The organism is Sorangium sp. So ce448 (genome assembly GCF_051520915.1).
GTDB lineage: Bacteria > Myxococcota_A > Polyangia > Polyangiales > Polyangiaceae > Sorangium > Sorangium cellulosum_B.
In genome coordinates this window covers 6707008-6726615 of the sequence record NZ_CP150343.1, presented here as the reverse complement: position 1 = coordinate 6726615, position 19608 = coordinate 6707008, and the positions used below count along the sequence as shown (strand labels likewise).

At 71.3% G+C, this 19608-nt stretch carries 19 protein-coding genes; 4 read left to right on the top strand and 15 right to left on the bottom strand.

What is annotated here, in order from left to right:
• Positions 1 to 105: 105 nt before the first annotated feature.
• Positions 106 to 1812 carry a protein kinase domain-containing protein gene (locus WMF45_RS25335; protein ID WP_437719391.1) on the bottom strand — a complete coding sequence of 569 codons (1707 nt, stop codon included), beginning with the start codon at positions 1810 to 1812 and terminating at the stop codon, positions 106 to 108.
• A 360-nt stretch (positions 1813 to 2172) separates the two neighbouring features.
• On the opposite strand from WMF45_RS25335, the gene WMF45_RS25330 reads away from it, so the two are divergent.
• Positions 2173 to 3690, top strand: a complete 1518-nt coding sequence (locus tag WMF45_RS25330; protein WP_437719390.1) for a phytoene desaturase family protein — start codon at positions 2173 to 2175, stop codon at positions 3688 to 3690.
• 199 nt (positions 3691 to 3889) lie between these two features.
• Here the strand turns inward: WMF45_RS25330 and WMF45_RS25325 are convergent, their stop codons facing one another.
• Positions 3890 to 5182 carry a hypothetical protein gene (locus tag WMF45_RS25325; RefSeq protein ID WP_437719389.1) on the bottom strand — a complete coding sequence of 431 codons (1293 nt, stop codon included), beginning with the start codon at positions 5180 to 5182 and terminating at the stop codon, positions 3890 to 3892.
• Between the two features lie 420 nt (positions 5183 to 5602).
• Entirely contained in the window at positions 5603 to 6196 is a 594-nt protein-coding gene (locus WMF45_RS25320; RefSeq protein WP_012237163.1) for a hypothetical protein, read from the bottom strand.
• Positions 6197 to 6731: 535 nt separating this feature from the next.
• Here WMF45_RS25320 and WMF45_RS25315 point away from each other — a divergent pair.
• From WMF45_RS25315 to WMF45_RS25305, 3 genes are all read left to right on the top strand, one after another.
• Positions 6732 to 7244, top strand: a complete 513-nt coding sequence (locus tag WMF45_RS25315) for a GNAT family N-acetyltransferase (protein WP_437719388.1) — start codon at positions 6732 to 6734, stop codon at positions 7242 to 7244.
• A gap of 140 nt (positions 7245 to 7384) precedes the next feature.
• Positions 7385 to 8002 carry a TetR family transcriptional regulator gene (locus WMF45_RS25310; protein ID WP_437719387.1) on the top strand — a complete coding sequence of 206 codons (618 nt, stop codon included), beginning with the start codon at positions 7385 to 7387 and terminating at the stop codon, positions 8000 to 8002.
• A 58-nt stretch (positions 8003 to 8060) separates the two neighbouring features.
• Complete coding sequence (locus WMF45_RS25305) at positions 8061 to 9068, top strand: Rieske 2Fe-2S domain-containing protein (protein ID WP_437719386.1); 1008 nt, start codon at positions 8061 to 8063, stop codon at positions 9066 to 9068.
• 112 nt (positions 9069 to 9180) lie between these two features.
• Here WMF45_RS25305 and WMF45_RS25300 read toward each other — a convergent pair whose 3' ends face one another.
• The 12 genes from WMF45_RS25300 to WMF45_RS25245 all read right to left on the bottom strand — a co-directional run bounded on the left by WMF45_RS25300 (position 9181) and on the right by WMF45_RS25245 (position 19607).
• Complete coding sequence (locus WMF45_RS25300; protein WP_437719385.1) at positions 9181 to 9987, bottom strand: ferritin-like domain-containing protein; 807 nt, start codon at positions 9985 to 9987, stop codon at positions 9181 to 9183.
• A 70-nt stretch (positions 9988 to 10057) separates the two neighbouring features.
• Complete coding sequence (locus WMF45_RS25295; protein ID WP_437719384.1) at positions 10058 to 11104, bottom strand: hypothetical protein; 1047 nt, start codon at positions 11102 to 11104, stop codon at positions 10058 to 10060.
• A gap of 213 nt (positions 11105 to 11317) precedes the next feature.
• Positions 11318 to 12025 (bottom strand): hypothetical protein, encoded by a 708-nt coding sequence (locus WMF45_RS25290; RefSeq protein WP_437719383.1) that lies wholly within the window; start codon positions 12023 to 12025, stop codon positions 11318 to 11320.
• 274 nt (positions 12026 to 12299) lie between these two features.
• Complete coding sequence (locus WMF45_RS25285; protein WP_437719382.1) at positions 12300 to 12632, bottom strand: cytochrome C oxidase subunit IV family protein; 333 nt, start codon at positions 12630 to 12632, stop codon at positions 12300 to 12302.
• Positions 12633 to 12658: 26 nt separating this feature from the next.
• On the bottom strand, positions 12659 to 13321 hold the full coding sequence (locus WMF45_RS25280) for a cytochrome c oxidase subunit 3 (protein WP_012237157.1): 663 nt from the start codon (positions 13319 to 13321) through the stop codon (positions 12659 to 12661).
• Entirely contained in the window at positions 13296 to 14954 is a 1659-nt protein-coding gene (locus WMF45_RS25275) for a cytochrome c oxidase subunit I (RefSeq protein WP_437719381.1), read from the bottom strand. The genes WMF45_RS25280 and WMF45_RS25275 overlap by 26 nt, the downstream gene beginning before the upstream one ends.
• Entirely contained in the window at positions 14951 to 16039 is a 1089-nt protein-coding gene (gene coxB, locus WMF45_RS25270) for a cytochrome c oxidase subunit II (RefSeq protein ID WP_437719380.1), read from the bottom strand. The genes WMF45_RS25275 and coxB overlap by 4 nt, the downstream gene beginning before the upstream one ends.
• Complete coding sequence (locus WMF45_RS25265) at positions 16036 to 16872, bottom strand: SCO family protein (RefSeq protein WP_437719379.1); 837 nt, start codon at positions 16870 to 16872, stop codon at positions 16036 to 16038. The genes coxB and WMF45_RS25265 overlap by 4 nt, the downstream gene beginning before the upstream one ends.
• Positions 16872 to 17264 (bottom strand): hypothetical protein, encoded by a 393-nt coding sequence (locus WMF45_RS25260; protein ID WP_437719378.1) that lies wholly within the window; start codon positions 17262 to 17264, stop codon positions 16872 to 16874. Before WMF45_RS25260 ends, WMF45_RS25265 begins: the two co-directional genes overlap by 1 nt.
• Positions 17261 to 18448 carry a hypothetical protein gene (locus WMF45_RS25255; RefSeq protein ID WP_437719377.1) on the bottom strand — a complete coding sequence of 396 codons (1188 nt, stop codon included), beginning with the start codon at positions 18446 to 18448 and terminating at the stop codon, positions 17261 to 17263. Before WMF45_RS25255 ends, WMF45_RS25260 begins: the two co-directional genes overlap by 4 nt.
• Entirely contained in the window at positions 18445 to 19077 is a 633-nt protein-coding gene (locus tag WMF45_RS25250) for a c-type cytochrome (protein ID WP_437719376.1), read from the bottom strand. Before WMF45_RS25250 ends, WMF45_RS25255 begins: the two co-directional genes overlap by 4 nt.
• Positions 19074 to 19607 carry a DUF3341 domain-containing protein gene (locus WMF45_RS25245; RefSeq protein ID WP_437719375.1) on the bottom strand — a complete coding sequence of 178 codons (534 nt, stop codon included), beginning with the start codon at positions 19605 to 19607 and terminating at the stop codon, positions 19074 to 19076. Before WMF45_RS25245 ends, WMF45_RS25250 begins: the two co-directional genes overlap by 4 nt.
• Between the last annotated feature and the right edge of the window lies 1 nt (position 19608).

Genomic DNA, 19608 nt, shown 5'->3' with positions numbered 1-19608 from the left:
CATCCGAGCCGGATCCACGCGCGCCGAAGGGAAGTCCTCGCCGGAGCGCCACGACCTGCGACACGCCGCCACGATGTGCGCCCGAGGCGCGCCGGAGCAGAGCGATCAGCCGGCGAGCCGCTCGAGCTCCACGAAGAGCGTGCCGAGCTCCGGCTTCGACCGGAGCGGCGCGCAGAAGCGGCTGGCCAGGTGGAGCAGCTCGGCGTCGAGCTGATCGACCCTCCGCCCGATCTCGGCGATGCGCTCCTGGGACTCCCGGCGCCGCGCCTCGAGCTGCCGGTCGAGCTCTTCGAGGCGCTCGCGCAGCTTCTTGATCTGCGCGTCCACCTCGGCCACCTCGTGCTCGCGGGCGATCGCCTCGCTCTCCGCCTCGTAGTCCGCCTTGCGCGACGCATACCAGCCCTCGACGAGCTCGGCCAGCCTGCGGTAGCTGGCGGCGAGCTCGAGGTAGGGCTCGGCGAACCCGCTCCGGCCCTCCCAGCGCACGGCCTCCTTGTGCGCGATCAGCACCTCGGGGACGAACGCCTGCGTCGCCGCGCTGAGCGGCGCCACCCTGGCGCGGAACGACCGGGCCTCCTCGCGCGTGAGCGAGGCGTCGACCGTGAGCGCGTCCATCGCCCGCCCGATCTGCATCCGGCCGTCGCGCCACTCCTCGGCGACGCCCTCGAGGCGCCGCTGCTCGTCGAGGGCCCTCGATCGGAGGTCGGCGTGCTCCCGCACGACGCCGCGCAGCGCCTCGAGCTGCCGCTGGATCTCCCCCGGCGCCGACGCGCCGAACGCGCGGGCCGTCATCCGCTCGAACAGCTCGAGCCGGCTTACCCAGGGATCGCGCCCGGCGCCCCTCGAGCGCACCGCCGAGTCGCGCGGCATCGCCTCCGGCGGCGGGGGGAGCGCGATCCGGCTCGCGGCCGCGATCTCCTCGAGCTCCGCGAGCACGCGGTACGCGTCGACGGGGCGCTCGGAGGGCTCCTTCGCCATCAGGGCGCTGACGAGGCGGTCGAGCGCGTCCGGCATCTCCGGGGCGAGCTCCTTGAGGTGCGGCGGCTGCTCGTTCATGTGCTTCAGGATCCAGCTCGCTGGATCCGGGGCGTCGAACGGTAGCCGCTGCGTGATCATCTCGAACATGATGACCCCGAGCGAGTAGAGGTCCGCCGGGGGGCCCGCGTCGATCGTCGTGCTGCGCTCCGGCGCCATGTACTGCGGTGTGCCGAAGATCTCGCCGAGGTTCGTGAGGCGCGCGTCCTGCGCGCAGCGGGCGATGCCGAAGTCGAGGAGCTTCACCCAGTCGCCCTTCAGCAGGAACACGTTCTCCGGCTTGAGATCGCGGTGCACGACGTCGAAGTCGTGCGCTCGGCCGAGGGCGCGCGCCATCTGCACCCAGATGGGCAGGGCCCGCGCGAGCGGCACCCGGCTGCGCTCCACCACGTCGGCGAGGCTCGTCCCCTGGAGCAGCTCCATCACGAGGAACGGCAGCCCGTCGTCCGTGTCGCCCTGATCGAAGATCTCGATGATGTTCGGGTGCGCGAGCCGCTGCGCGTGCCGTGCCTCGCGCCGGAAGCGCTCCCGCGTCGTCGTGTCCTGCGCGAACTCGCGGTTCAGGATCTTGATGGCGCACGGGGTGCCGATCAGCTTGTTGTACGCCCTGTAGACCGTGGCCATCCCGCCGATCCCGAGGCCCTGCTCGATGACGTAGCGACCCGCGATCGACGCCCCGGTGCGGGGATCCTTCTCGGAGACGAGCGACGAGCCGTCGATGAAGCAGAAGGCGCTGTCGGCCGGGTAACGCTGATGGCACTGCGGGCAGGTCTTCATAGCGGGCACGTCGGCTGCAAGGCTACACTCTACGGGGGGCCGCTCTCGAGGGTCAACGCTCGGCGCGCGCCTCGGCGCTTTGTCGAGTCGTGGTGTGCTGCGCTGCCTTGCCCTGCGTGATTCCGCGTAGCCCGGTGTCTCCTCGCGCGGCCCCGCGTCTTCCCACGTGACTTACGCGCCCTCGCATCCCGCGGCCTCCCCTTGCGTGGTCTCGCGTGGTCTCGCGTGGTCTCGCGTCTGCCAACGTCTGCCAGCGTGATTCCAGCGTGATTCCAGCGTGATTCCAGCGCGGTTTCCGCGTGACTACCGGCGGCGCGGCGCGCGCCGCGCGGGCTCTTCGCGGTATGTTCTCGTGACTTCATGGACGAGGCTCCCTTGCGCGCGGTGGTGATCGGCTCTGGCGTCGGCGGCGCTGCCGCGGCGCTCCTCCTTGCGCACGCCGGCATCCCGACCCTGCTCGTCGAGAAGGAGCGCCGCCCGGGCGGCTCCTCTGCCGCTTACGAGAGGGACGGCTTCCGCGTCGACACAGTCACGCACATGCTCGGCTGTGGCGAGCAAGGCCCGCTCGGCGACGTGCTGCGCCGCGTGGGCCAGGGCGACGCCATCACCTTCCAGCAGAGCGACGAGCCGGCGGCGCTCTGCTTCACGGGCGCCCGCGCCGGGGCCGCGCGCGCTCGCCGCGTCGTTCTGCAGGCAGATCCCCTCCGGCTCGCCGGAACCGCCCTGGATCTCGCGCGCGGCCTCGACCTCACGCCGCTGGAGGCCGCGGGGGCCGCGCGTCTCTTCGCGCACGCGGCGGCGATGCGCGACGTCGATATGGCCGCGTGTGATGACGTGACGGCCGAGGCGTACGTGGCCCGCTTCATCCCGCGCGCCGCCGCCGCCGCTCGGCTCGGCGGCCTGCTTGGCCTGCCGCTGCTGCTGCCAGGAGCCGAGGCGTCTGCGGGCGAGGCGCTGCTCTCCTTGCGCCGGCTCGCCCGCGCCGGCCAGCCGCGTTATCCCGAGGGCGGCGCGTCGCGGATCCCCGAGGTCTTCTGCCGCCTGGCCCGGGAGCTCGGCGCTGCCGTGTGGACGGGCGCGACCGTGCGCCGCGTGCTGGTGCGCGATCGTCGCGTGCAGGGCGTCGAGCTCGAGGACGGAACGGCGCTCCCCGCGCGCATCGTGGTGAGCGCGACCGGGCTCCTGCGCACCGTGTCGGGCCTCGTTGGCGAGCCGCACTTCCCCGACGCCTACGTGGCGCGCGTCCGTGCGATCGCGCCCCAGCCGAGGCGGGTCGAGGTCAAGATCGGGCTGCGCAGGCGGCTCGTCCCGGCGGGCGCGCTCGCCGGTCTCGCGGGCGGCGCCGGCGCGCCGGCGCTCCCGTTCTACTGCCTCGCGCCGACGCGCTTCGACCCGTCGCTCGCGCCGCCTGGACATGAGCTCCTCTGCGCGTGCGCCGTACCGGGTGCGAGCGGCGGCGCCTCGCGCGGCGGACCTGGCGCGACGGTCGACGAGCTCTTGCGCGCGCTGTCGGCGGCGGTGCCCGGCGTGCTCTCCCAGGCGATCTTCGTCGACGGGTCATCCCCGGACGGAGAGGCGTGCGCTCCGGGCGGCGAGCTCGCGTCGGGGACGGCGCAGACGCCTGGCCAGGTCGGCCGCGCGCGGCCGGCGGTGTACACGCCCGTGCGGGGGCTGTACCTCGCAGGGCGCGCGGCCGGCGGGCGCGGCGCTGGGATGGATCTCGCCGCCTCGAGCGCGATGGAGTGCGTCGACCGCATCCTCGTCGATCTCGGCCGCGATCTCGGCGCGCCCGCCCCGCCCCCGCTGCTCGACATCGCGGGCGATCTGCTCGGGCGCGCCGCGGGCTCCACCATCTCCTGGCTCACACGCCCCCGCTAGAGCGACGGTCACCCGCTTCGGATACGGGCCCATCTCGACGTTTTCGGTGCTCAGCGCACCGGAGTGCGCTTGCGCGCCGAAAACGCCGATCTGGGCCCGTCTCCTGTGCGGGAGACCGCCGCTCTGCTGCCGCTCCGCTCTGGATGGCCGCTCTGCTCTGGATGGTGCTGAGGGGGCGGAAAACGCTCTGGCCCGCGCTTCAGCGCGTGGTCGTGGTGCCGCGGTTGCCTCGTGCGAGCGCGTCGAGCGGCAGCTTCTGATCCTCGAACACGGCGTCTAGCTCCTCGCTGCCCCGCTCTCGGACGCCGGAGCGCGGCGACAGCTCGGGGCGCACCGAGGACGCCGGAGCCATCCGCGCCGACAGCGGACCCATCGTCTTGATCGACGGCGGGGGCTCGGAGCGCGAGGGCACGCCGGGCGGGACCGAGCGCACGGAGGGGGGCGAGCTCGCCATCGTGCGCAAGGACGGCGGGCTCGGCAGGCTGCGCGTGGAGGGGGGCGGCCCTGCCGGCGCGCTCGACGGCGTCGGCGTGGGCCGACGCGCCGCAGGGCCCCCTGGCAGAGGGCGCGACGAGGGGACCGGCGGCACGCTCGGCTGCGCGCGCGTCGACGGAGGTGTACCCGACAGGAGCTGTGAGCGCATCGACGGAGGCGGGCTCGACAGGGGCTCGGGGCGCGACGATGGAGGCAGGCTCGACAGGCGGCCGCCCCCGGCGGTCTCCGCATACGCACGCGCGGGGCCCGGGAGCGAGCGGGCGGAGGGCGGCGGCGCCGATGGCGACCCGCCCGGCGCGTACGCGCTCGGCTGCGTGCGCGTCAGCGGCGGCGCGGAGGGCACCGAGGGGGGGGAGCGGAACGAAGGCGGCGGGCTCGACGAAGGCACCGGCGTGAGCGCGTGGCTCGCGAGGGGCGCCCGGGCCGACGGCGGAGCGGCGGAGCGCGCCGATGGCGGCGGCAGCGTGCTCTGGCTCGTCGACCTCGCGCGGACCTGCGGCGCGAGGCGGGGATCCGCGCCCGCGCCCACCCGCTGCGGTGCGCGGGAGTCCGCGCTCGAGGCGGCCTTCTGGCCGAAGGTCTCGCTGCGCTGCGCCCCGATCATCGTGTAGCGCCCGCCGCCCTCGTCGCGCCGAGCCGCGTCGCGCTGCGCGTTCAACTCGCGCGTCTCGCGCAGCGCGCCGTTCAGCATCGCCTCGAGCTCTCGCTCGCTGACCTCCTCATCGAGCCGCAGCAGCGTCGAATGGACGTCCCGCGCGAGCGCCTCGAAATCGGCGGGATCCCTCGCGTAGATGCTGTTGGACAGGAGGATCGCGAGCGGCCGCCGCTCGGCGGCGATCGTCGCGGCGGTGGCCGCGTCGCAGCGGTGCAGGAGCACCCCGCAGCCCGGCGCCACCGCGAGGCACAGGCTGAAGAGCGCCGGCCACGCGGGATCAAGGACCACAAGAATGCTGGGCACATGAAGCGGGGTTGCGGTGATCTGCGCGCGGCGGTCCATGGCAGCCCGAGGATAAACGAAACTGCCCGAGCGTTCGTAGTTCTCTTTCTCTGAATCGGTCATTTTTACTCTGCTTGTGCGTTCGGCGATGAGGCCAGTGGCGTCGATCTCCTACAGCTCGATTGCGTGTGCGCCAGTCATTGCGGCGTCGCGTCATCACGTCGCCGCGACGTCGCGTCGTCGCGTCATGGCGTCACGGCGTCGTCGTCGTGACATCGACCTTTCGGCTCCCGCGTCCACCTGGTGCGCGTCCTGCTCCAGGTGGGGCGCGCGCGCCGCGCGCCCCACGCCGGGATGAGCGGCGGGGGGCGCGCGGGGCGGCAACGCCGGTATCGCGGTGGGCGTCGTGGGCTCGGTGGACGCCGGGAGACGACGTGGTGTGATGTCTGCGGGGCGCCGCCTCGCCCCGCGGCGCCGCGATCACAGCCCGGTATAGATGGTGGCGAAAGAGGCCGCCTCGCCGCGGAGAAGCAGGCTGAGCCGCGGGTTCGGCACCTTGAAGGTGTGAATCTTGGCGTTCCGCACGTCGAGCACCGCGAAGGCGCCGCCCGGCGTGCTCTCCGCGAGCCCGTTCATGAGCAGGTTCAGCACGACCGAGACGCGCTTGGACGACAGGGGCTCCCCGCGGAAATACATCTTGATGACATGCGGCGTCCCATCGATGACGAGCCCGAGCTCCGGGTTGACGTTGATCTCGAGATCGCCGAGGCGGTACGTCGACGCCGGCGGCTCGAACCACGTCATCCTCGTCGAGGCGAGGAACTTGCGATAACCGTTCACCACCGACGGATAGATGCGGCGGCGCCGCTCGTCGTGCTGCGCGGCGAGGAAGCCGTCGAGCACGCTGGTGGGCTTTCCGCTCCTGTGCATGTCGACGATCGCCTCTCGCACCTGCCTGTAAAAGTCCGTGTGGAGCTCGTCCTTCCGCTCCTTGAACTCCCTGACGCCCGTCAGCTTGGGCGTCCCGGCCTTGAGAACGAAGTCGACAAAGTACGTGAGCGAGATCTTTTCCATGAAGTCTCCTCCAAAACGAAGCATTCCGGCGCGCCATTTACACGCTCGTGCGAGAGACACGCCGTCGCGCCGCGTTCTTGATGTCTACCATGGATAGTCATCTTCGACCCGTCGGGAAAGGGATCGATCGGACGGACATTGTCCCAACCCGTCAGGGGCGGACGGCGGCGCGCGTGGTCGCAAAAATCGTTGTATTTACGTGTATTTGCGTGTGTCGTCGGGCGCCGGTCCACTCGGTCGCCCTGCCGCGCGCGGCGTTCCGCTAGGCTGTGCCAATGGCCATGACGAGAAGAGGCGCGCGCGGCGAAGGTAATCGACAGAATCCAGCTGTTGTCCAGGGGATGTCCTGTGGAGAAGGCCTGTGGAGAACTGGAGAGGAAGGGGCGTTGTCGAGGCGTCGATCCGGTGGGACATGGTCTGTCATGGCCGCGTCCTCTCTGGCGCTTGACGCGGCTCGCGGGCGGGGGATCGCGCCGGACGCTGCCCCTCGCGCAGGCCGATCGGCGGAGGGGCGTCGGCCCGGCGGGGTGCGTCGATGATGGACGTCAGGCCGGAGCGCGCGGGCGATGAAGCGGGGATCCGCGCCGTTCACCTCGCGGCGTTTCCCTCGGCGCTCGAGGCGGATCTCGTGGACAGGCTGCGGGACGCGGGGCGCGCGGCCGTCTCGCTGGTCGCGGTGACGGACACGGGCATCGTCGGACATGTCCTGTTCAGCCCCGTGACGATCGCCGGCGACGGCGTCCCCGGCAAAGGCGTCGGCCTCGCGCCGCTCGCGGTCTCGCCTGGGCTTGCGGGCCGCGGCATCGGCTCTGCGCTGGCGCGACGGGGGATCGCGGCGTGCAGGGACGCCGGCTTCGCGTTCGCCGTCGTCCTCGGATCGCCGGAGTACTACGCTCGGTTCGGGTTCAAGAAGGCCAGCCTGTGCGGCCTCGGCAACGAGTACGCGGCGGACGAGGCGTTCATGGCGATCGAGCTCGCGCAGGGGGCGTTGGAGCGCGCCCGAGGCGTCGTCATCTACAGCCCCGAGTTCGGCGTCTTCACGACCTGAGCCCGAGCCCGGCGCCTTCACGACCTGATCTCGCGTCCTCTCCGTCCGATCGCCCTGCCCGTCCCGACGGCGACCCCACCCCGCGCGCCTGCAGGCGACCAGGTGCGATCGGGCTTGCTAACATACATTCGAGAATGTATATGAAGTGGGTGCGACGGACGAAGGAGGAAGCAGCGGCGACCCGCGAGCAGATCCTCGACGCGGCGCTGCGCGTCTTCAGCCGCAAGGGGTACTCGGCGGCGACGCTGCAGGACGTCGCGGCGGAAGCCGGGCTGACGCGGGGCGCGGTCTACTGGCACTTCAAGGGCAAGGTGGAGCTCTACTCGGCGCTGATCGGCGAGCGCTTCGCCAAGGCGAACGAGGTCTTCGCCGAGGCGCTCTCGCCCAGGTACGCGCCGCTCGAGTCGATCGAGCGCCTGCTCACGCGATCGCTCGAGTACCTCGAGGAAGATCCAGAGTACCGCGCGGTCCTCTCGATCACGCTGTTCAAGACCGAGCTCACGCCCGAGCTGGAACCGGGGTTTCAGCAGAAGATCGCGAACGCGCGCCGGCTCGTCGACATGGTCGCCGACCTCGTGCGAAAGGGCATCGCGGCCGGCCAGATCGACCGCGCCACCGACCCGAGGGCCGCGGCCCTCGCGGCCGTCAGCCTCGTGCACGGAGCGACCGCGCTGCACCTCATGGACCCGACGGCGCTGGAGTCCAGGGCCGTCGTGCGCCGCATGGTCGCGACGTTCCTGCGCGGGCTCCGGCGCTGAGGGCGTTTTTTTCAGGTCGATTTACATACATTCGTGAATGTTTGCTGGAGGTGAGGTCATGTTCCTCAGGGAGTACTGGTATGTTGCCTGTGCGTCCTCGCAGCTCGAGGATGCCCCCCGCGCGGTCCGGGTCCTCGATCGGGACATCGTTGTATTTCGAGGAGACGGCCGCCGTCCCCGCGCGCTCGCGGATCGCTGCTGCCACCGCGGCGTCAAGCTGTCTCTCGGGCGCGTGACCCGGGGAGAGCTGGCGTGCGGATACCACGGCTGGAGGTACGGCGGCGGCGGCGAGTGCGTGCACATCCCGTCGCTCGCGGGGGACAGGCGCATCCCCGAGAGGTGCGGTGTCCCGGCGTTCCCGTGCGCGGAGCAGGACGGGTATGTGTGGGTCTGGCTCGGCGAGGGCCACGGCGGAGCGCCGCCGCCCGCGCCGAGCATCGACGGCTTTGCGGCGCACCGCTGGGATCAGGGCTCGGTGGAGCTCGGGTGCTCCTCCATCAAAGGCCTGGAGAACAACCTCGACTGGTGTCATCCAGCGTTTGCGCACCCGTGGACCCACTGGCAGTTCTACACGGCGCTCTTTCGCGGCCTGCGCGAGGAGCTCCTCGAGCTGCGGCCGACGCTCGATGGGATGACGCTACGCGGGCCGGTCGACGAGGACGGCCGCGCGCCCGGGCAGCAGTCGGTGCAGACGCTGCTCTCGTTCAAGCTCCCCGACCGCGTCGAGGTGCGCTCGCTGGGAGGGCCCTCGCGCCGGATCGTCCTGCACTTCGTCCCGACCGCGCCCGATCGGTGCCGCCTGGAGTGGATGATCGCGAGGGCATTGCCCTTCGGGGCGCGCGCGCGCTTTCGCCAGGAAGAGCCGGCGATCCTGCGGCAGGACCGGCTCCTCCTGGAGAGCGCGGAGCTCACCTGCGCCGAACAGGGGGCCCTCCGCGAGCACCATGTCGAGGCGGACGCGCCAGCGCTGCTCCTGCGCCGCATCCTCGAGTCGGCGGCGCGCGGCGAATGGGAGCAGAGGCGGGCGAGCCTGCCGGAACGGCGGGTGATCCGCGTGATGGCGTGACGGCGCGTCCGCGCAGGCTCCAGGCCGGCGGCGCTGTGCGCGAGGGCTGGCGGGGTCAGGCGCAGGGGGCGCGGCCGTCGTGCGGCGCCGCGGCGGCTGGGAGGCGTCGGGCTCAGGGGGGCGCGGCGGACCTGTCGGGCGCTGTCGCCGCGCGCCACGCGGCGGTCGCATCGAGGCCGTGCTCGCCGAAGCGAGGCGCGTAGTCCCGCTCCACGGCGCGCTCCAGGATCTCGCCGTACCGCGCGGGCGGCATAAGGCCCCAGGCGCGGTCTTCGTCGGAGATCGCCGCGCGCCTCGCGCCGCCAGCGGGCATATAGCTCCTGCGAAGCCGCGTGAACATGGCGTGGAGCTCGCGCTCGACCAGCTGCCGCACCGCCGGCGCGCACGGCTGCTCGAGCAGGTAACGGAGCAGCGTCCAGCCGAAGTCGCGGTGCCGCACCTCGTCGCGCAGGATGCGGTCGAGCGCCCGGCGCGCGACAGGCACGGTGCACCCCTCGCGGAGCACCTTGAAGAGCGGGACCGCGACCGTCTCCCCCAGGCAGAACACCTCCACGCCCGCCCGGGCGACGGCCATCTCGAGCGGCTCGTCTCCGCTGCTCCTGAGCCCGAGCGTCTCGCGGCGGAGCGCCGGCAAGGCGCCGCCGCCCGCGCGGGCGTGGACGCGATGGCTGAGGCGCGCGTGCGCGAGCTCGTCCTTGACGATGCGGAGGCCGTCGTCGATGAGATCCGGCGACGCGCCCATCTGGATCAGCCAGAGCGTGAGGTGCTGGGTGATCGCCGCCGAGCGGTACTCGGCCTCGACGCGCCGCCCCCACTCGGCGCGCACCGCGTCGCTCGCGGGAGGGAGGGGGGCGCGCTGCCCGCGCGGCGCCTCCGCGTCAGCGTCGCTGTCCTGCTCTGCGTCGGAGGCGTCCGTCATGGGATCACGGTAGGCGGGGAGTCCGGGGGCGGCAAGACGGGAGACGGGCGCTCGCCGCCCCCGGACGAGCTCACGGCGACGCGCTCGGGCGCCCGCCAGGCGGCGCGCACACCTTTGTGGTCGAGCCGCACGCGTCACAGGCCTGCTTGTAACAGGGGTTGATGACGAGCTCCTGGCAGAGCGTCCCGCCCGGACACGCCGCGTCGACCTCGCAACCCTGGCTCGGGAAGCAGCCCGCCTTGGCCAGCACGGGGGTCGTCGAGGCGTCGCCGCAGCCTGGCGTGAGCCAGCGACACGCTGGCCCGAGGTTTTCGCAAGCGTCCTCGGTGGCGGCGTTGAGACAGACCTCGGGGGGCGGCGGGTTGCAGAAGATCTCGGCTACCTGCCAGCTCCAGGTGTCCTTTTGCTGAACGCACACGGCCTCGGTCGGCATCGGGCCGCAGCCGGTCATCATCTCGTAGGGGCAGGGCCCGCTCGCCGCCACGCAGGGATCCCCGTCGGTCGGCATCACCTCGGGACACACCGGCGCCGGCGGGTTGCAGGCCGGTGAGATCGGCTCGGACCACGTGCCGTCGTCACCGCAGCTCACCAGCGCAGGGCAACTGGTGGCGTCATAGTTACAGGTCTTCCCGGGCTCCGCGCAGGCGCTTCCGGCCTTCGGCATCTCCACCGGGCACTCCGGCGGCGGCGGGTTGCAGGCCGGCGAGATCGGCTCGGACCACGTGCCGTCGTCGCCGCACGTCACCACCGAGGGGCAACTGGTGGCGTCATAGTTACAGGTCTTCCCGGGCTCCTCGCAGGCGCTGCCGGCCTCCGGCACCTCCACGGGGCACTCCGGCGGGGGCGGTGGGTTGCAGGTCGCTATGGGGTCCTGCTCCCACACCCCGCCCGAACACGTGAAGTCGATGGGGCGGCCGCACCCGTCATCGCCGTAGCCGCACGAGACGTCGTCCCCCTCGCAGGCCGAGCCGACCGCCGGCGCCGACTCGGGGCAGCTGCCGCTCGTCACCGTGGGATCGCACCCCGGCAAGGCCACCGCGCCCGCGAGCGAGGCCGCCGCGGCGACGGTCACGATGAACGGCGCCTTCAGCACCTTTCGCTTCTTCTGGATGGACATGGTTCGACGGGTCCTTTCTTTGGCACAGGTTGGCGCAGGGTTACGTCCTCGCGCGCTTCAGGGCTGGGTTGAGCAAGCGAGGTGCCAGGGCGAGCCATGGCGGACACGGGAGCGAGATCTGTCAGCAGGAGAGGAAAATGACGCCCTGGATGTGTGTCGCTGCAGCGCTCGCGGGAGCCCGCGAGCGCTCTCGTGCTCGGGCCATGAGCCGATTCAGCGGCAGGCGCTGATCTGCACGTCGTCGATGTTCCAGCCCGACATGGGCGCGCCGCCGAAGGCGATGACGGCGCTGTAGCCGAACCGCACCCGCAGGCTCGAGCTCTTGTAGGGCGTCAGATCGTAGGTGACGCGCTTCCATCCGGACTCGGTGACATCGTCGTGCGGAGACTCGTAGACGATCCGCCAGCGCGATCCGTCGAAGACCTCGACGCGGGCCTTGTTGCGGTAGGTCGTGTTCAGCCATCGCCAGAACGACAGCGTGACTCGCCCGCTCACGAGCGCGTCGACGGCGGGGCTGGTCAGGTAACGCTGCGGGTGCGGCGCGGTGACGCTCGGGCTGCCGCCGAGGACCACGCCCGCCACGCCGTCGTCGCCGGCCCCGGTGTGATCGCTCGCCGGATCGGGGAACCCCGCGCGCTGGTCGCTCGACGCCCTCGCAGGCCCGATCTCCCACCCCGCCGCGAGGCTCCACCGGGTCGCCTTGTCGGCGAAGGCCTCCGTGAAGAGGACCCGCGCGGAGCACGGCGCGCTCGGGTCGACGTTCCCGGGGGCGCCGCGGAACGCCGTCGGAGAGGCCGCCGCCCAGTCCAGCGCCAGAGACCCGTCCCCCTCCGCGAGCCATGGCGCGTCCGCCGGGCCGGGCGTGCACGCGGCCGCGGCGAGGTCGCACAGGACAGCGGCCCGCCCAATCCACCTGTTCATGGTCGCTCCTGGGAACGTTCAATGCCGGAGGCGCAGACACCCTTCCGCAGGGCCGTCGCGCGGCATCGAGAGCACGTGTTTGTAGGCCCGAACCGGGCCGGCGGATAGCCCACGTGAGCGGCGGCAGATGCGGTGAGATCGGCGTCGCGCGCCCTCCGTCGACAGCCGAGCTCCTGCGTCGCCCCGACGAGCTCGGCCGCGCGGCCATCGCGACGCGCGACGGCGCCGCGCGGCCGTCGCGACGCGCGGCGGACGGATCACCGGGGCGCGGCCGTCATCGGGGCGTGGCCGCCGGCGGCCGGGGCAGCGGGATCGGCCGCTGCAAGATCGCCTGGCGGTTCGTCACGTCGCTGAGCATCAGCGTGAGCATCAGGCCGACGAGGAGCGCCGCCACGATCATCGGGAGGGCGTTCGTGAAGCGCTGCTCGATGAGGTGCATGAAGAAGAGCAGCACGAGCAGCGTCTTCACCGTGGCGATGAGCAGCGCCGCGACGACGTCGGCCTCGCCGAGGTGGGCCAGCGAGAGGAGGTACGACGCCAGCGTCAGCCCCATCAGGAGGAGCCAGACGATCACGTAGGTCCGCGAGGAGAGGTGCTTGACGGTCATGGGCGCAACGTGCCGTTAGCGATGCATCAGTGCATCAGGTAGAGCATCGGCCAGAGGAATATCCAGATCACGTCGACCAGGTGCCAGTAGAGGCCGCCGAGCTCGATGTGCGTGTCGTTGCCCGCGCCGTACCGGCGCCGGAAGCAGCCCCACGTGAGCCAGCCGAGGACCACGAGCCCCGCCGTGACGTGGATCGCGTGGAGCCCGGTCGTCAGGAAATAGAGGGTGAAGAACATCTTCGCGCCGGCCTGCGGGAGCTCCTCGAAGCGGTAGGCCGAGCCGGGGAAGATCCCCTCGTGGAAGTGCTGGGTGTACTCGACGCCCTTCAGCACGAGGAAGGCGAGGCCGAGCGCGATGGCGCCGAGCAGGAGGCGGCCGGCCATCGTGGGCCGGTCGAGGCGCACGGCGTAGACGCTCAGCGCGACGAGCAGGCTGCTCGTCAGGAGGATCGCTGTGTTCGCGGTCCCGATGACGGCGTTGTTGTGCGCGACGCCGGCGCTGAACTCGTGGCCGAACACCGCGCGGTAGGAGGCGTAGAGGGCGAAGAGCCCGGCGAAGAGCAGGACCTCGCTGGCGAGGAAGATCCACATGCCGAAATGCGCGGCGTGGGTCTGCTTCTCGAGATCCTCGAACTGCATGGCGAGCCGCGCCGGCGCGAGCTGCTCAGCGGGCGGTTGAGACTCGGGCATGGGCTTCCTCTTCGGTCAGGTGGTAATCGTACGGGCCGCGATCGACGACCGGCGTCACGGGGAAGTTGTGCTCCGGCGGGATGGGCGGCGTCATCCACTCGTAGCTCCGGGACCTCCATGGATTGGCGGTGGCGCGCGGCCCCCAGCGCAGGGCGACGAGGAGGTTGACCAGCGCGAGCGCGAGCGCGCCCGCGAGCAGGTAGGCCCCGCCCGTCGAGAGGACGTTCAGCCACTGGTACTGCGCCGGATAGCTGTAATAGCGGCGCGGCATCCCGGCGTTGCCCGCCAGGAACTGGGGGAGGAACGTCAGGATGAACCCAAGGAACACCCCGAACGACGTGAGCAGCCCCATCGGCTCCGAGTAGGCGCGGCCGAACATCTTGGGGAACCAGTAGTGCGCCGCCGCGAGGAACGCGGTGAGCGTGCCGCCCACCATGATGAAATGGAAGTGGGCGACGACGAAATAGGTGTCGTGCCAGTGGACGTCGAGCGACTGCGTGGCCACGGCGACGCCCGTCATGCCGCCGAAGACGAAGAGGAACAGGAACCAGAAGAAATAGAGCATCGGGGTGTTGAACTGGATGGCCCCCCTGTGCAGCGTCGCCACCCAGGTGAAGACCTTGATGGCGGAGAAGATCGCGATGAACATCGAGAACGCGCCGAAGATCCCGGCGTCGAGCTCGCTCATCCCGGCCACGAACATGTGGTGCCCCCACCCCGCGAACCCGATCAACGCGATGCCGAACGACGAGAGGGCGATCGCCCAGTAGGACGCCGGCTGCCGCTGCGCGAAGGTGCAGACCACCTCGCTGACGACCCCGAGCGCCGGGAGCACCATGATGTAGACGGCAGGGTGGGAGTAGAACCAGAACAGGTGCTGGAACAGCACGGGATCGCCGCCGAGCGTCGGATCGAAGACGCCGAAATGGTAGACGTGGTCCAGCCCGACGAGCAGGATCGTCAGGCCGAGGACGGGCGTCGCGAGCAGCATGATGATGCTCGTGCTGTAGATGGCCCACACGAAGAGCGGCACGCGTCCCCAGCTGATCCCGCGGGCGCGCATCGTGTGGGTCGTGGCGATGAAGTTCACCGCCGTCATGATCGACGAGGCGCCGAGGATGAAGATGCCGATCACGACCGGAAGGACGCCCGCGGGCGTCGTCGTGCTGTACGGCGGGTAGAACGTCCAGCCGGTGTCGGCGCCCCCGGCGATCGTCGCCGCCAGCGTGACGACGGCGCCGATCGCGTAGACGTAGAGGCTCGCCAGGTTGAGGCGCGGGAAGGCGAGATCCTTGGCGCCGATCATGAGCGGGAGGACGAAGTTCCCGAAGATGTTCGGGATCGACGGGATCATGAAGAGCCAGACCATGACCACGCCGTGGAGCGTGAACATGCGGTTGTAGACCGCCGCGCTGATCACGGTGGGCCCGGGGGTCAGGAGCTCGGTCCGGAGGACCAGCGCGAAGGCGCCGCCGAGCAGGAGCATCAGCACCACGAGCACGTAGAACATGAGCCCGATGCGCTTGTGATCGGTCGTGAGCAGCCACGATCGCACGCCCGCGCCGGCGCGGAGATAATCGACCTCGTGCGCGCCGTGGACGGGCGCTGTCCCCTCGATCTCGTGGGCCATCATGGCGCTACCCCCTCCGGCGTGACGCTGCTCCCGGGGACGCCGCCGTCCCACGGGACGTCGGGGCCGTGAGGGACGTCGCGGATCGATTTCATGAGCTCGATGATCGCGGCGACGTCGGGCGGCGCGATCTGTCCGAGATAGGACGGCATGACCGGCGGGAACCCGCGGTGCAGCGCGGCGAGCGGATCCATGATCGACTCCGTGATGTAGGCCTCGTCGGCGATGCGCTCGCCGCCGGACTCGAGCGGTACGACGGCGCGGTAGAGACCGGCCCAGCTCGGGCCGACGTGCGGTGTTCCGTCGAGGGTGTGGCAGCGGAGGCAGCCGTGCTTCGCGGCGGCGCGCTCGCCGCGGCTCGGCATCGTCGGCTCCGCCTCGGCGAGCTCGTTCTCCGCCTCGGCGGCGGCCTCCTGCGCGAACGCCGGGGCGCTCGCCAGGCCGCCCGCGAGCCAGCGCTCGTAGTCGACCGGGTCGAGCGCGATCACCTGGCCGCGCATCTCGGAGTGGCTCGTGCCGCAGAACTCCGTGCAGAGGATGGGGTAAGCGCCGGGCTGGTTCGCCTCGAACCAGGCCGTGGTGTACCGGCCAGGGATGACGTCCTGCTTGATGCGGAACGCGGGCACGTAGAAGCTGTGGATGACGTCGCGCGACGTCATGATGAGCCGGACCGGCCTGTGCGCGGGGACGTAGAGCACCGAGATCTCGCTGTCTCCCCCCGGATAACCGAACTTCCACATCCACTGCTTCCCCGTGACATAGACGTCGAGCGCGTCGTCCGGCGCCGTGCGCAGGTCGGCGAACTGGCGCGTGCCGATGGTCCAGAACGTGAGGAAGAGGAAGCCCAGCGCGAAGAGCGACACCGTCTCGAGGAAGAGAGCCGGCCGCGCGAACGCCCCGGGGTGCGGCCGCGGCGTGTCCTGGAGCCGCCGGCGATAGCGGATCAGGAAATACCCGCCGATGAGCGTGATGAGGGCGGCGCCGCCCATCGTCACCAGGATGACGAAGTAGTGCAGCCCGTCGATCTCGCGGGCCAGCGAGGAGCGCTGCTCGGGCAAGAAGAGCAGCTGGCGCAACAGCTCGTTCATCGCGCGCGCTCCAGTCTCCTGCGCCGCCGCCCTTGCCAGCCGAAGAAGGCGACAACCGCGGCGACCCAGGCCAGGATGGCGGCCCCGCCGAGCCTCAGGAAGCCGGCCACATAAGGGCCGTACCGGCGGCTCGCGGGGTCGTAGCGATAACACGTCATGAGCACGCGCTCGAGCGGGGTGCCTATCTGCCCCCGGCTCGCCTCGAGGAGCGAGAGGCGGAGATCGAGGGGGGAGAACTCGATGCCATAGAGGATCCGTGAGATGCGGCCCTGCGGCGTGAGGACGAAGACGGCGGCGGGGTGCGCGTACTGCTCCGTCTGGGGGTCGTACGCGAACCGGAAGCCGAGATCGCCGGCGAGCGCGCGGATCTCGGGCAGCGCGCCGGTCAGGAAGGGCCAGGTCTCCGGCGTCGGCGCGCCGGCCAGGCCGAGGGCCGACAGCGCGGCTGTCCTCTTCCGCGCCGCCGTGGCCGGGGTGTCTCGCGGATCGAAGCTCACCGTGAGCGCGCGGTAGTCCTCGCCCAGCCGGTAGTCGAGCTTCGCCATGCCGGCGACCAGGCCGCGCAGCACGAGGCCGCAGAGCGTCGGGCAGCGGTAATAGGCGAGGACCAGGAGGACCGGCCGCCGCCCGTCGAAGTGCTCGGCGAGCGGGGCGCGCCGCCCGTCCATGTCGGTGAAGGGGAGCGCCGTGTCGATGGCGTTCCCGAGGCGCTCCTCGATGTCGGCCTCGCGCGCGGCGGGCGGGAGCGACGGCGGATCGGCGGCGGCCGCGACCGGCGCGCGCGCGAGCACGAGCGCGAGGAACGCCGCCGTGGACAGGTGTTGCATCCTCATCAGCGGCTCTCCTCCACGACGAGATTCATCGCGTCCTCGATCGGGATCTGCGCGAGCCCGCGGCTCTGGTCGACCCAGCCGAAGCGGCCGAGCTCCTCGCGCTTCCGGCGGTTCAGCGCCGTGCCGACGCCCTCTTCGCCCATCTCCTCGCGCCGGAAGATGCGCTGATCCACCCCGGCCATCTCGCCTCGCGGCAGGGAGATCTCACTGGCACGCTCGGCGCTCTTCCCCGCGGGGCGGAGCTCCGCCTCGCGCCCGCGCATGAGCATCCAGGCCCAGAGGCCCAGGACGATGAAGATCACGACGACGGCGAACGCGACGGCGAGGATCGTCTTCCACTGGACGACATCCTCTTCCTGGTGCACGTCGGGGCGGCGATAGTTGGACGTCATACGCTCTCGTAGCGGAAGGCGGCCGGCAGCGCCGGGTCGTTGACGGGGACGAGCGGCTTGCCGCGCACCCGCAGCACGGTGAACGCGACGCACGAGCCGACCACGGCGAGGAGCGCGGCCGCGTCGAGCCAGTGGAACGGCGCGCGAGCGCCGGGCGCCTCGGGCGCGACGAGCCAGTGCATGTCGAGGTAATGCGCGACGAAGATCCAGGCGGCGACGGCCGACAGCCAGGCCGGGCGCCGCTTGATCCTGTAGTTGAGCAGGATCAGAAAGGGGATCACGAACCGCGTGAGCACGAGGATGAGGGACACGACCGCCCACGGGCCGTGGGAGCGGAGGACGTAGAACTCCACCTCTTCGGGCCTGTTCGCGATCCATATCAGCAGGAGCTGGAAGAACGCGGCGTAGGCCCAGAAGATGGTGAACGCGAGGAGGAGCCGGCCGAGCGCGTAGTAATGCGACGCGTTCAGCCCGGGCAGGAGCCCGGCGCGCTCGGCGGCGAACGCGAGCACCGTGAGCAGCGCGATCGCCGCGACGAAGCCGCCGGCGAACACGTAGACGGGGAACATCGTCGACACCCACGTCGGCGCGAGGGACATGAGCCAGTCGAAGGCCGCGAACGAGAGCGTGAGCGCGACGGGCGGGAGGCCGGCGACGCTGATCACGCGGAGACGCCGGCTGTCCGCGAGCTCCGGGGTCGCGTCGCCCTGGATCGAGCCGCGCCGGAGCAGGGCGCCGAAGACGAGCCACACCGTGAAGTAGATCCCCGTCCTCACGAGGAAGAAGGGGAGGTTCAGGTAAGGCGTCTTGTGGAGCACGACGGATCGGACGTGCTCGTCGGGGATCGACTCGGGGCGGAGCCACTCCCCGTAGAGCGCGCCGAGGCCGAACAGGAGCGGGACGAACAGCGCGCAGAGGAGCGGCAGCGTCCCGACGATCGCCTCTGCGAGGCGGCGGACGGCCACCGGCCATGTCGCGGCCATGGCGTGGCAGATCATGAGAAACAGGAGCGCCCCGACCGCCGTGGTCACGGCGAAGGCGTAGGCCGCGAGGTAGGCGTAGAAGAGCCGCTCCCGGTCGACGAACGCGCCGATGACGAGGAACAGGGCGCCGAGGAGCGCGAGGCCGAGGGACCTCGACACGATCGCGCGGCCGCCCCGGAAGATGGGGAATCGCCGGTTCACTGGAGCTCCTTCCGGGCGCGCTCGCGGAGGGGCGGGGGGAGCGCGTCGAGCGCGGTGGCGCGGCTCTTCCCGAGTGCCTTCACATAGGCCACGATCGCCCAGCGTTCCATCAGCGGGACCTGCGCCTCGTACGAGCGCATGAGGCCGTAGCCCTCGACGATGACCCGGTAGATGCGGCCGGGCGGGAACGCCTGCACGCGCGGGTCGACGAGGGACGGCGGGCGCCGCAGCGTCATGGTGCGCGCGACCTCCGACTCGCCGTCTCCGGCGATACCGTGGCAGGCGGCGCAGTGGATCTCGAAGCGCTCCTTCCCGTACTGGAGCAGCTCGATGGTCACCGGGACCGGGATGCGCGCCACGTACGTTTCTCCCGTGAACCCTTGGGTGAGCCCGGGATCGCCGGTCACGCGGTCGTTCGGCACGGCGCCCGCCGGCGGGTGGCGCATGACCGAGCCGTCGTCGAAGAGGTCTGTCGGCTGGTAGGGCGCGAAGCGCCGCTGCCTGAGCATGCGCTCGAGATCCAGCAGATCAGCGTCGCCGGGCTCGGCGTCGGCCGTGGTCACCGGCGTGCACGAGAGGCAGAGCGCCGCGGCCAGGCAGGAGAGCGAGAGGAGCCGTCCGCGCGTCATGAGCGCTCCTTTCCGGCCCAGGCCACGGTGACGGCGCCGAGATCGGTGAGATCTCGCTCGGTGAGGGGGCTGATGAGCGCCGGATCGCGGGCGTCGATGCCGACCCAGAACCGATCGATGGAGGCGCGCTCGAACCCGGGGACGTCGAACACCGGGTGCCAGAGCTCGGGCAGCCTGGCGAGGACGAGCAGCACGACGAACCCGGTGAGGGCGGCCGAGAGCACCATCATCTCGAAGGTGATCGGTATGAAGGCCAGGGCCGCGTGCGCGGGCCGCCCGCCCACGATGAGCGGATAGTCGAACGCATTGCAAAACCACTGGACGAGGTAGCCGCCCGCGGTGCCCGCGAGCGCGAAGGGCAGGATGATCCAGTTGAGCGGCGAGCGCCGGAGCCCGAGCGCCTCGTCGATGCCGTGGATCGGGTACGGCGTGAACGCGTCGAGCCGCCGGTATCCCCGGCTCCTGAGCTCCGCGATCGCCCGGAGCATCGCCTCGGGCGTCTCGAACTCGGCGAGCAGTCCTCTCCTCATC